This window comes from Micromonospora sp. NPDC049081, from assembly GCF_040648835.1.
Taxonomy (GTDB): Bacteria; Actinomycetota; Actinomycetes; order Mycobacteriales; family Micromonosporaceae; genus Micromonospora; species Micromonospora antibiotica.
The window spans coordinates 1-12143 of the sequence record NZ_JBEZEK010000013.1; the positions used below are offsets into that span (position 1 = coordinate 1).

Annotated in this window: 12 protein-coding genes; 1 reads left to right on the plus strand and 11 read right to left on the minus strand. The window is 72.9% G+C overall.

The window, feature by feature from the left end; all coding sequences use genetic code 11:
• Positions 1-336: 336 nt before the first annotated feature.
• The 5 genes from AB0B63_RS19425 to AB0B63_RS19445 all read right to left on the minus strand — a co-directional run bounded on the left by AB0B63_RS19425 (position 337) and on the right by AB0B63_RS19445 (position 6205).
• Positions 337-648 carry a MazG-like family protein gene (locus tag AB0B63_RS19425; protein ID WP_219462314.1) on the minus strand — a complete coding sequence of 104 codons (312 nt, stop codon included), beginning with the start codon at positions 646-648 and terminating at the stop codon, positions 337-339.
• A 211-nt stretch (positions 649-859) separates the two neighbouring features.
• Positions 860-1492, minus strand: coding sequence for a hypothetical protein (locus AB0B63_RS19430; protein ID WP_208570728.1), 633 nt, complete (start codon positions 1490-1492; stop codon positions 860-862).
• 12 nt (positions 1493-1504) lie between these two features.
• A complete protein-coding gene (locus AB0B63_RS19435; RefSeq protein ID WP_357020461.1) occupies positions 1505-3289 on the minus strand; it encodes a DUF4012 domain-containing protein in 1785 nt (594 codons plus the stop codon).
• A gap of 119 nt (positions 3290-3408) precedes the next feature.
• On the minus strand, positions 3409-4620 hold the full coding sequence (locus AB0B63_RS19440; protein ID WP_208570726.1) for a glycosyltransferase family 4 protein: 1212 nt from the start codon (positions 4618-4620) through the stop codon (positions 3409-3411).
• A gap of 127 nt (positions 4621-4747) precedes the next feature.
• Complete coding sequence (locus AB0B63_RS19445) at positions 4748-6205, minus strand: polysaccharide biosynthesis tyrosine autokinase (protein WP_357020465.1); 1458 nt, start codon at positions 6203-6205, stop codon at positions 4748-4750.
• Positions 6206-6393: 188 nt separating this feature from the next.
• Here AB0B63_RS19445 and AB0B63_RS19450 point away from each other — a divergent pair, with 188 nt between their 5' ends.
• Positions 6394-8271: a nucleoside-diphosphate sugar epimerase/dehydratase gene (locus AB0B63_RS19450; RefSeq protein ID WP_208570724.1), complete on the plus strand. Its 1878-nt coding sequence runs from the start codon at positions 6394-6396 to the stop codon at positions 8269-8271.
• Between the two features lie 60 nt (positions 8272-8331).
• On the opposite strand, the gene AB0B63_RS19455 is transcribed toward AB0B63_RS19450, so the two are convergent.
• The 6 genes from AB0B63_RS19455 to egtC all read right to left on the minus strand — a co-directional run bounded on the left by AB0B63_RS19455 (position 8332) and on the right by egtC (position 12130).
• Positions 8332-8535, minus strand: coding sequence for a hypothetical protein (locus AB0B63_RS19455; RefSeq protein ID WP_208570723.1), 204 nt, complete (start codon positions 8533-8535; stop codon positions 8332-8334).
• 105 nt (positions 8536-8640) lie between these two features.
• On the minus strand, positions 8641-8940 hold the full coding sequence (locus AB0B63_RS19460) for a hypothetical protein (RefSeq protein ID WP_357020469.1): 300 nt from the start codon (positions 8938-8940) through the stop codon (positions 8641-8643).
• Positions 8937-9362 (minus strand): DUF1622 domain-containing protein, encoded by a 426-nt coding sequence (locus AB0B63_RS19465; protein ID WP_357020472.1) that lies wholly within the window; start codon positions 9360-9362, stop codon positions 8937-8939. The genes AB0B63_RS19460 and AB0B63_RS19465 overlap by 4 nt, the downstream gene beginning before the upstream one ends.
• Positions 9363-9419: 57 nt before the next feature.
• Positions 9420-10007: a TMEM165/GDT1 family protein gene (locus AB0B63_RS19470; protein WP_208570720.1), complete on the minus strand. Its 588-nt coding sequence runs from the start codon at positions 10005-10007 to the stop codon at positions 9420-9422.
• 340 nt (positions 10008-10347) lie between these two features.
• Positions 10348-11319, minus strand: coding sequence for an L-histidine N(alpha)-methyltransferase (gene egtD / locus AB0B63_RS19475; protein ID WP_219462328.1), 972 nt, complete (start codon positions 11317-11319; stop codon positions 10348-10350).
• A gap of 40 nt (positions 11320-11359) precedes the next feature.
• Positions 11360-12130 carry an ergothioneine biosynthesis protein EgtC gene (egtC, locus tag AB0B63_RS19480; protein ID WP_357020477.1) on the minus strand — a complete coding sequence of 257 codons (771 nt, stop codon included), beginning with the start codon at positions 12128-12130 and terminating at the stop codon, positions 11360-11362.
• Between the last annotated feature and the right edge of the window lie 13 nt (positions 12131-12143).

A 12143-nucleotide genomic window follows, 5' to 3' on the forward strand; every position in this document is an offset into this window, starting at 1 on the left:
CCGGGGAGGTGGGCCGCTCGTGCCGGGGAAAGGTGTAACGACCGGGGTCCCTAGGCCATTCCCACACGGATGCGGGGGCGGGCCGGTCGGGGGTGCTGCTGCGGTCGTCCGTGGGAGGTGTAACGACCGTCGGTGCCCGCTCATTCCGCCGGGGGGCGTCGGGCCGGGCCGCCGGGGGGTGCTGCTGCGGTCGTACGCAGGGTGTAACGCCTGCGGGCCGGCCCGGATTCCGGCTCAGAGGTGCCGGCGGTCACCGTGGAGGAGAGCCGATGCGGACAAAGCCGACAATCGGCGCGTGTCCACGCACACTAAACCACCCATCGGGGCCCGGAGGCGTCACGGGGTGATCCGCGACTCGACCTTCGCGGCGCAGGCGGTCACCACCGAACGGGCATCCAGGCCCAAACTCTCGATGGCGACCAGGGCGGTGAAGACCACGTCGGCGAGTTCGGCGGCCACCTCCGCGTGAGTGTGCGTGACTCCCTTGCGCGGGTTCTGGCCCAACGCCCCGATCCACGCCCCGGCCGCCTCACCGGCCTCCTCGGTGAGTTTGAGGATCCGGCAGGTCAGCTCCGTCTGGTCGGTGCCGTTCGCGGCGTCCAGCCAGGCGCGAGCGGACCGGGCCGCGTTCCAGATCGACTCGTCCATCCCGCCAGTGAACCGGACGGGGATGACGATCCGCGTCCGGGGGCGGTCGACACGCCCCGACGTCGGTGGGCGGCGGCGGGCCACCCCGGCCGCCCGACGGCAGGTGCCCCGGCGTCGGTGGGCGGCGGCGGGGCCACACCCGCCGCCCGACGGCAGGTGCCCGTCGGACCATGGGTCCGACGGGCACCTGTGCGTACCGGTGCGATCCGGGTCAGCGGGTCATACCGAACCGCTGGCGACGCCGCCAGCCGAACGCGGTGAGCATCAGCACCACACCGGCGCCGACCAGCCCGCCGCCGACCTTCAGGGGCGTGCTCAGGTTGTCACCGGTGACCGGCAGGTGCGGGTGCGGCTTCTTCTTCGGCAGCACGGTGATCGTCGTGCTGGCCGTACGGCCCGACGTACGCCCGGTCGCGGTGAAGGTGAGCCGACCCACGTCGCTCGGCCGGTAGCTCACGGTGAAGTTGCCATTCGCGTCGGTCTGCGCCGTGAAGTGCCGCGGCGCGGGCTGCGGCTGCGAATAGTCGACCTTCACCATCGCGACGGTGGTGCCGTCGCTGCGCCGGGCCGGCGCCTGCCCCGGAACGGCCGCGGCGAGGGGCGCCACGGTGACGTCGATGTCGACGATCTCGTTCGGCCCGAAGCCGGTGCCGGTGAGCACCACGGTCTCGCCGAGGAAGATGGTCGTCGGGTTGGCCGTCAGCGAGGGCGTGACGGGTGGGTACGGTGGCGGCTGCGGCGTGCTGTCGGCGGGTGGCTGCGGCTGAGCAGCCCCCGCGGCGGTCGGCACGGCCACGATGGCCAGACCGACCGTCAGCGCCATGAGAATGCGGGATAGCCGCATGATGGTCTCCTCCTACTGTTTGCAGCTAGGTGCGGGAACTACTTGGGTGGTCCATGGGGTGGCGGTCGGTGTGTGCCAGAGTTCGGGGGTGCCGGTGGCGTTCCTGCCGGTGAGCAGGTCCACGTCGAGGGTCCGGGTGGTGCCGGGGGCGACGTCGACGGTGGCGATGGCCACCTGCCGGCGACGCTCGATCCCACTGCCCAGCGGGGTCGGTTTTCCGTCGACCCGGGCGCTGAGCACCGTGCCGCCCGCCGGGCTGTAGATGGAGATCAGGGTCCGGGCCGTGTACGGGTCGCCGGCCATGCCGAGGCCGAGCACCGACTTGGCGAGACCCGAGTCGGGGGCCGACGAGTGCAGGGTGAAGCGCAGCTTGAGCTGCCGCCGCCCCTCGTCGGCGCAGTCACCGGCGGTGAGGGTCGCCGTCGGCCGCAGGTAGTAGCCGAGCTTCGCGCCACTGCCGTCGTTGAGGAAGACCCCGACGGTCGGGGTGGCCTCCTGTTCGGGGAGGGCACCGGCGAGCCGGGTGTCGGCGAACGTCCGCTGTTCCGTGGATCGGGCACTCCAGAACAGTATCCGTCTTTCCGTGATGGAGCGGTCTAAAGCCGACAAAAGCACTCTTGGGTTGACCTTCTTCGTGAGGAAGGCGTCGAACACGGCGGACGCCGACGCGGCGAAGAAGGCATCCTGGCCGTTGTCGTCCCGCCCCTGGTACGCGTCGCTGAGCAGGGTGCGCACCACCTGACTGCTGACCAGGGTCGCGTCGCCCGGCACCTGCACCGGCCCGGTGGCCTGGAGCAGGTAGGACAGCATCACCGGGTCGACCGTCAGGACCCCGTCGACGGTCACCCCGCTGTGCCGCCGGTACATCTCCCGGTAGAGCTTCGCCGCGGCAGGGAAGTTCGGGCTCAGGTTGACGTCCGCCGGATAGATGCCCGGCAGGTCGGTGTAGAGCCGGCGTACCTCGTCGTCCACCCGCAGCGCGGGGGTGAACCGGCCGAACTGGGCGCTGGTGCCCTGCTCGCGCATCCGGATCCGCCCGTCGTCGGCGTGGATCACCGCGTACGCGCCGAACATCCCGCCGGTGGCGCGCAGTTCGGCGAGATTCTGCGACAGCAGCAGGTAACTGCGGGGCCCGTCCGCGCCGAGCAGGGCGGGCAGCACCCGGGCGCCCCGATCGGCCGCGCCGGTCAGTCCGGCCAGCCGGTCGATCTCCGTACGCAGCTCCGCCAACGCGGCACCGAGCTGACTGACCAGATCCTCGGCGCGCACCGCGTCGAGGCCGGCCCGGGACCTGCGGACGGCGGCGTCCGCCGCGCTCAGGTCCGCCGAGGCGGCCCGCAGCCGGGCCAGGTCCAGCCGCCCCCCGGACGGCACCAACGTGGTCAGGTCGGTACGCAGCAACGCCGGGAAAGCCTGCCGGGCCAGGTCGTCGATGGCCACCGCGATGGTCCGTACGGCCGCCACGTCGTCGCCGGCGTAGGGGACGTGCCGGGCGAGCCACCACCCGGGGTCACCGGTGGCGGTCCGGGCCGCACCGGCCTGCTCCTGCAACGCCGCCAGCGTGCGCTGGGCGCGGTCGAGGTCGCCGCCGAGCACCTGGGTGCTCAGCTCCCGGGCGAGCCCGGCCGCGTTGACCAGGTGGGCGCGTGCCTGCCAGCCACGGAAGCCCACCCACCCGGCCGCGCCGAACAGCACCGACCCGACGACCAGGGCGACCAACAGGGCCCGCCGGACCCGTCGCCGGGTCCGCCGTCGCAGTCTTCGTCGGCCGCTGCGCGACCCACCGTTCTCCGCCACGCCGTGCTCCACTCTCGCCTGGGGCGATATGACCATCAGTGGGTTTTCTAGCATGATTGACTATGTTATGATGCTTATACGGGTTTTTTACTAGTTGGTGGACCAGGCCCGGCCGATCGTCAGCGGCGGACCGCGATCTCCCGAAGCAACGCCTCGATCCGGTCCACCCCGGCCCGCAACGACATCTCCCGCAGATAGGTCTCCCGCCCCCGCCGGCCCATCTCGACCCGGGCCGGCGCGGGGATGGTCGTGGCCAGCCAGAACCGGTCGGCCAACGCGGCCCAGTCCTCGGGTGGGCAGGAGAGCCCGGCGCGGGCCCGCTCCACCAGAGCCGCGGTGTCCCCACCGGCCGAGGCCACCATCGGGGCGGCGCAGGCCAGCGCGGACTGCACCTTGCTCGGCACCGTCCCGCTCAGCTCGGGAAGGTCGCGCAGGGTCACCAGCTGGTAGTCGGCGGCGGCGTACAGCTCGGGCATGTCCAGCGGAGACCGCCGCTCGAGGAAGCGCACGTTGTCGGCGCCCAACTCGGTGGCGAGCCCCCGGACCCGCCGTTCCTGCGCCCCGGAGCCCACCAGCACCAGGTCCATCCGGTCGTCGAGCGCCGCCGCCGCCCGTACCGCGGTCTCCAGGCCCTGGCGTACGCCGATCGTGCCGGCGTGCATGACCACGCAGCGGGCGTCCCGGCGCACCAGCGCCTGGGCGTCGCGGCCCGGTCGCACCGGCTGGAAGATCCGTTCGTCGGTCCAGTTGAGCACCGTGCGCACCCGCGCCTCGGCCACCCCGTCGGCGACCACCAGCTCCCGCATGGACGGGGCGGTGACCGCCACCGCGTCGGCCTCCCGCAGCACCCGGCGCATGGTGGTGGCGATCCGGCCGGGCCGGGCCTGTGCGGCCTGCCCCGGGGCGACCTCCCCGGTCCACAGGTCCTGCACGTGCAGGACGGTGGGCACCCGGCCGAGCAGCCGCAGCAACCCGGCGGTGGCGAAGGTGGTCGCGGGAAACTGGAAGACGTACAGCACGTCGACGTCGGCCAGGTACCGCCGGCCCGCCAACGCGGCGCTGCCGGCGAAGGAGAGATAGCCGGCCATCCGGGCGACGGGCGAGGCGTCCCCGCCGGCATAGCGGGGCACCCGACGCACGGTCAACCGCTCGCTGCGGGTCACGTGCCGAAAGCGTTGCCGCCACCCCGGATAGACCTGGCCGCCGGGATAGTCCGGAAAGCCGGTCAGCACCCGCACCTCGTGTCCGCGCCGGGCCAGCTCCTCGGCGAGGCTGCCGGGGATGAAGGCCGGTTCCGGCGGGAAGTGGTACGACAGGATCCCGACCTTCATCGTCGCGCTCCCCCGCCCGTACCGCCGCCGGCCGACCGGCGCACGCGGTCGGCCGGCGCCGGGGGGCGGCGGCGAACCGCCGCCCCCGACACGGGGCATCCCCGCGCTGCCGGACCCGGAGCAGCACTCATCGCGGCAGCCGGGTGAGTTCCTGCGTCCGGTCGCCGACGGGGGGCAGCCCCTGATCGCCGCGCTGGGCGGCGGTGGCCCGATCGGCCGGGACCGACGCCCCGGTCGCGGTGGCGATCCGGTACGCCTCGTACTGGTAGGCGTCCGCCCGGGCCACCTTGGCCATGTTGAGCACGCAGCCGAGCAGCCGCACCGACACGGAGTGCAGGGAGCGGGCCGCCGCGGCGGCCTGGGCACGCGAGGTACGCCCCTGCTGGGTGACCAGCAACGCGCCGTCGGCCTGCACGGCCACCACCACGCCGTCGGTGACGGCCAGCAGCGGTGCGGTGTCGATCAACACGATGTCCGCCGACTCGCGCAGGGCGAGCAGCAGGTCCGCCATCGCCTTCGAGCCCAGCAGTTCGCTGGGGTTCGGGGGGGTCGAGCCGCTGGGCAGCACCAGCAGCGACTTGTCGCCCCAACGCTGCACCACGTCGCCCACCTGGACGTCGCCGACGAGCACGTCGGTGAGGCCCACGCCGCCGTCGACCCCGAGATAGTCGGCGACCTTCGGGCGACGCAGGTCGGCGTCGACCAGCAGCACCCGCCAACCCGCCTCGGCCAACGCGATCGCCAGGTTGCAGGACAGGGTGGTCTTGCCCTCCCCCTGCAACGCGCTGGTCACCGCGATCACCCGGGCGGGCTCGTGCACGTCCACGAAGCGCAGGTTGGTCCGCAGTTTCCGGACCGCCTCCGCGCGGGCCGAGGTCGCCGCGTCCCCGACGATCAGCGGTGCCGCCTTGGCGCCCTGGTCGAAGGGGATGTCGCCGAGCAGGGGGCTACCGGTGGCCCGCTGCAACCCGGCGGCGTCGCGCAGCCGCACGTCGACCATGCCGCGCAGCACCGCGAGCGCCACGCCGAGTAGGAGCCCGACCAGGACACCGAGGGCGAGATTGCGGTTGGGCTGCGGGGAGACCGGGCTGGCGCTGACCCGGGGGCCGCCCACCACCTCGATCCGGGTGGGACCGGCCTTGCCGTCCGAGGTGGTCTCGATCTTCTTGACCAGCTCGACGAACTTCGCCGACAGGGCCTCGGTGACCTTCATGGCCCGGGCCTGGTCGGTGTCGGTGACGGTGGCACGCAGCAGCACGGTGCCCGGCTCGGTGGAGGTGGCGACCCGCCGCTGGACGTCGTCGGCGGTCAGGCCGAGGGCGGTCTCAGCGACCATGGCCTGCGCCAGGCGGTCACTGCGCAGCAGGTCGGCGTAGGACTTCACGCGCTGCTGGAGGAACAGCTCGCCCTGGTAGGCGTTGCTGACGCCCTGGTTGGGGGCGGTGACGAAGAAGGTCACCGAGGCCACGTACCGGGGCGCCGTACGGACGGTGACCAGCGCCGCCGAGCCGACCGTGAGCATCAGGGTGACCAGGACGATCCACCAGTGTCGGCGGACCAGGCGCAGGCAGGTGCGGACGTCCATCACGCCCTCCGTTCCGGCGGAACGGTCAGCTGGTGAAAAAGCACGAAGTCTCCCTAGGTTCCCATAACAGCGTGAGAGTATCTAAACCCTGCATGTAGTCCGTTAGACGGCAAAAGCAACGTATACGATGCAAACCTCTTAGCAGTGCCGAATCCTCGCAATAACGAAACAAAACGCAGAGGACGCCAATGAACCACGTAGACCCCCTGCCCGACGACGCCCCCATCCAGCGGCGCGATTGGGTGACCCGACGCGCGAAGGCCCTGTCATTGCTAACGCTCGACACCGCTTCCTGGTGCGCGGGCTTTCTGATCGCCTCCTGGGCGCGCTACGAGTTCGGCATCACGCCCCGGCAGTGCGCGCTCGCCCTCGGGGCCGCCGGCGTGTGCGCGGTCATCCACGCCGCCCTCGAACAGGTACGGTTCACCGCCCGGGGCCGGCACCCGGTCGGCAGCGTCGGCGAGGCCCGTGACCTGGGTGGCACCGTGGTGCTGGCCGCCGCCGTGGCCCTGGCCGCGCTGCTGCCGATGACGGACCGACCGGTCCCCGCCAGCGTGCCGGTCCTCGGTGCCGCCGTGGCGCTGCTGATGATGGGGGCCGGCCGGGTCACCTACCGGTGGCGACGCGACCGGGACGCCCGACCGGCCCGCTCCGCCGACCGGACCCTCATCTACGGGGTCGACGCCGCCAGCGAACGCCTGGTCCGGGTGCTGCTCGGCGACCCGGCCAGCGGATACCTGCCGGTGGGACTGCTCGACGACGACCCCGACAAACAGGGGCTGCGGGTAGCCGGGCTGCGGGTGCTCGGTGGTCGGGACCGGCTCACCCAGGCGGTCCGGGACACCCGGGCCAGCACCGTGATCTTCTCGATCAACGGCTCGGACGCGGCGTTGATGCGCGACGTGCGCAGCCGCACCCTGCAGGCCGGTGCCGCGTTCAAGGTGCTCCCGCCGGTACGGGAACTGCTCGACCGCCCGGTCACCGCCGACGCCGTACGCGACCTGCAACTCACCGACCTGCTCGGCCGGGCCCAACGGGTCGCCGAACTGACCGTGGAACGCAACGGTCTCGCCGGACGCCGGGTCCTGGTCACCGGGGCCGGAGGGTCGATCGGCTCGGAGCTGTGCCGGCAGATCGCCCGCTGCGACCCCGGTGAGCTGATGATGCTGGACCGGGACGAGTCCGCGTTGCACGCCCTGCAGATGTCCCTGCACGGCCGGGCGCTGCTGGACGGGCCGGAGCTGATCCTCGCCGACATCCGCGACGGTGACGGCATCGCCCGGGTCATCGCCGACCGGCGGCCCGACATCGTCTTCCACGCCGCCGCACTCAAGCACCTCACGCTGCTGCAACGGCACCCCGGCGAGGCGGTCAAGACCAACGTCCAGGGCACCCTCAACGTGCTGGAGGCATGCCGGGACGTCGCCGAGTTCGTGAACATCTCCACCGACAAGGCGGCCAACCCGATCAGCGTGCTGGGCTACTCCAAGCGGATCACCGAGCGGCTGATGGCGCACTACGCCGACCGGTACGGCGCGAAGTTCCTCAGCGTCCGCTTCGGCAACGTGCTCAGCAGCCGGGGCTCGGTGCTCACCGCCTTCCAGGCCCAGGTCCGGGCCGGGCTCCCGATCACCGTGACCCACCCGGACGTGACCCGGTACTTCATGACCATGCAGGAGGCGGTGCACCTGGTGCTCCAGGCCGCCGTCCTGGGCCGGGGCGGCGAGGCGCTGGTGCTGGACATGGGCGAACCGGTACGCATCGCCGAGGTGGCCCAACGGCTGGCCGCCGAGGCGTCCCCGCCGCCCGAGATCGTCTACACCGGTCTGCGCCCCGGGGAGAAACTGCACGAGGACCTGTTCGGCGTCGACGAGATCGACAGCCGGCCGCTGCACCCGCTCATCTCCCACGTCCGGGTGCCCGCGCTGGCCCCCGAGGAGCTAGCCGGGCTCGACCCGTACGGCGACCCCGACGAGATGGTCAAACGGCTGGCGGCGTGCTGCGACGACAACCTCGCCCGGCTCGGCGACACCACCCGGCTCTCCGCGCTGCCGTCCCCCCGCTGAGCCCACCGTCCGCCCGGTGCCGTCCCCAGCCGGGGACCACCGGGCGGACGGTCGTGACGGTCAACGACCGCGGTGCGCCGTACGGTCCCGCCCGTCCGGTTCGGTCTCGTCCAGCGCTTCGGTGACCGCCTCGGTCAGGTCGTCGCCCGGCACCGCTACCGCCTCCGCCCGGTCCTGCTCGTCGGGGCGACCGCCCGGCGGGGGCTGGGGGGCGGTGGCCCCGCCCGCGAAGCCGTACTCGTTGGGCTCGTCGTGCCGGCTCATAGGGGAATCCTTCCCGTCACCTTCGTTCCGTGCCGTGCCACCCCCGGTGGGGATGTGCTCGGCTTACCCGTCCCGACGGGTCGGTAGTCCGCCAGCGGGTGGAAGTCAGCCAGCGGGCGGTGGCCCGCCCGGGGGACCCGGGCCGCCAGCGGGCTGGTGGTCGGCGGGGGCCGGCGTGCCCAGGCCGGCCCAGAGCACCCGGCGCAGCACGATGACCGCCACCGCCGTCGCCAACGCCGGCCAGCTCCGCCCACCCGGCAGCCGGAGCAGACCCGCGGCGACCAGCAGTTCGAGCAGCACCCCCAGGGCGGTCCGCCAGGACCGCACCGTCAGCAGCACCACACCACCGACACCCAGGGCGAGGGCGCTCACCACGGCGGCGAGCGTGGCCGCGACACCGCTCATCCGGGCGACCCGCCGCCTGCGGCCCCGGTCGGCGTCGGCTGCGGGTCGGGGTGCGGTCGACCACCGGACCCCGCGTCGGCGGTCACCTGCCGCTGCTCCTGGGCGATCTCCCGGCGCAACACGACGTTCAACGCGGTCCGGATGGCGGCGATCGCGGCCAGCTGACCCAGCTGGGCGAAGGTCGGCGACACCGCGGTACGCAGGATGTCCGCCGCCAACTGGAACTCCAGGCCGAGGGTGAGGAACCGGCCGAGGGAGAGCCGGATCGGGGTGAACACGGCGGCGCTGCGGTGTCGCAGCCCCTCGACCACGAACCGCAGCGCCGCCCAGAGCGCGCCGACGACGATGACCGTCGCACCGAAGGTCTCCACCACGCCCACCACGACCGTGTCGCCGTGGCGCAGCAACTCGTCCACCCTCACCGGGTGGCGTTACCCGCCCCCGGACCAGCTAGTCGGAGGACCCGGCCAGCCGCACGGTCAGGACAACTCCCGCACCGCCTCCAGGATCAACCACAGGCCGCAGATGGCGAAGAGCACCGCCGCGCCGTACCGGATGGTCTTCTCCGGCAGGTGCCGACCGAGCAACCGGCCGACCAGGATGGCCAGGGCGTCGGCGGCCACCATGCCGAGGGTCGAGCCGAGCCAGGTGCCGAACCAGCCGTACTTGGTGGCCAGGGTGATGGTGGCAAGCATCGTCTTGTCGCCCAACTCGGCCAGGAAGAAGGCGACACCGACGGCGAAGACGGCGGACTTGCCGGTCTTCTCCGCCTTGCGTTTCTCCTCCTCGGTGAGCTTGTCCCCGCGCAGCGTCCAGACCCCGAAGCCGAGGAACGCCAGGCCGGCGACCAGCGAGATCCACCCGGTGGGCAGCGCGGCGTTCAGGCCGACCCCGATGGCCACCGAGGCCAGGTGCACGATCGCGGTGGCGACGGTGATGCCGATCAGCACCGGGACCGTCTTGAAGCGGGTGGCGAACGTGAGCGCCATGAGCTGGGACTTGTCCCCCAGCTCGGCGACGAAGATGACGCCGAAGCTGACCACCAGCGCGACGAGGAAACCGTCCATGAGAACCTTCCCGATCAGGCCGGGAGGAGGTGTGGGGCGCCCTCGACCCGGCTGTGACAGCCTGAGTCGAAGGTCTCGCCCGCCCCACCGTGAGGTGGGGCCGCGTGGCCGGGTGCGGAACGCACCAGTGTGTCGACCACGACATTGGGGGCTACTCCCCTTCGCGTCCACCAGCCTAGCCGAACGGCCCGGCCGACGGGACGTCGGGTGCACATCGTCACCCGGACGCCCCGCCGGCCGACGGGCCGGGACGGGTCAGGCCGGCGGGGCCAACGTCACCCCGAACGGCCGGGGCGGGTCAGGCCACCCGGGCCGGCTCACCCCGAACGGTCGGGGCGGGTCACGCCGCCTGGGCCAACGTCACCCCGAACAGGCTGTCCGGGTCCGTCCAGAACCGGGTGGGCAGGAAACCGGCCGCCGTCAGCTCGGCGGCGACCCCCGCCGGCCGGAACTTCGCCGACACCTCGGTGCGCATCTCCTCGTCGGCGGCGAAGTCGACCGTCAGATCGAGCGCCCCGATCCGTACCCGCATCGGATGCCGGGCCCGCAGCCGCATCTCGATCCACTCCTGCGTGGGGTCCCAGTGGGCGACGTGGGCGAACGCATCCGGATCGAAGTCGGCGGCCAACTCCCGGTTGATCACCCGGAGCACGTTGCGGTTGAACTCGGCGGTGACCCCGGCCGCGTCGTCGTAGGCGGGCACGATCACCGCCGGGTCCTTCACCAGGTCGGTGCCGATCAGCAGGTGGTCGCCCGGCTCCAGGGCCGCCCGCATGGCGGCCAGGAAGCCGGCCCGCTCGGCCGGCAGCAGGTTGCCGATGGTGCCGCCCAGGAAGGCCACCAGCCGTCGGCCACCGGTCGGCAACCGGTCCAGCTGCCGGGTGAAGTCACCGACGATGCCGCGGACCCGCAACGCCGGATAGTCGGTGGCGATCTGCGCGGTGGACTGCCGCAGCGCGCTCACCGACACGTCCAGCGGCACGAAGGTGCCCAGCCCGCCGTGCCGGGTGAACGCGTCCAGCAGCAGCCGGGTCTTCTCCGACGAACCGGAGCCCAGCTCGATCAACGTCTTCGCCCCGGTCGACGCCGCGATGTCGGCCGCCCGCTCGGCGAGCACCGCCCGTTCCGCCCGGGTCGGGTAGTACTCCGGCAGCCGGGTGATCTCCTCGAACAACTCGCTGCCCCGGGCGTCGTAGAACCACTTCGGTGGCAGCCACTTCGGGTCGGCCGCGAGCCCGGTCCGCACATCGGACCGCAGCGCCCGGTCGAGGTCCCGCTCCTCCAGGTAGATCTCCAGCGGTTCCGCGCTCATGTCGTCCTCTCCTGCACCGAAAACGTCCTGTTCCGTCCGGTCACTCCAGCTCGCCGACGTGCACCCCGTCCGGTCCCGCCCGGACCCACCGCCGGTCGGGCACCTCCCGCCAGCCGGGCGCGTCGTCCACCGGCTCGGAGGCAAGCCACGCCGTGCCGTCGTCGGCGCGCACCGACAACGCGTGCCCCCACACGCTCGCCACCACCGACACGCCGTCGGTGAGCAGCAGGTTCAGCCGTGATCCCGGGGCTGCGGCGGCGACCTCCCGGACGGTCGTGGTGACCGCCCCGGCCAGCGACGCGCCGGCCCGCAACCGGTGCCGGACCAGCGCCCACAGCAGCGCCGAGTCGGTCGGCGCGTCGAGGGTGACCAGGTCCCGCACCGGCAGTCCCCCGGCCAGTTCGACGACCGAGTCCGGCCAGCCGCGCACCACCCCGTTGTGGCTGAACAGCCAGCGCCCCTCGGCGAAGGGCGCGGCGGCGCTCTCCTGCACCGGCATGCCGACCGTGGCCGAGCGCACCGCCGCCAGCACCGCGCCGGAGGTGGTCACCCCGGCCAGCTCGGGCAGGGTCGGGTCGGACCAGATCGGGCCGGCCCGGCGGTACCGCACCGGAGCCCCGCCGCGACCGTCGTCCCCGCCCGGCCGGCCGGTGCCGGGATACCAGCCGACGCCGAAGCCGTCGACGTTGACCGTGCCGCCGCCCCGCATGTCCCGGGGGGCCCAGGACTGCCGCACCAGCGAGTGCGGCGGGTCGTACAGCAGCGACCGCAGGGTCACCGGGGGGCCGAGGTACGCCAGGTGCCGGCACATCAGGCGACACCGC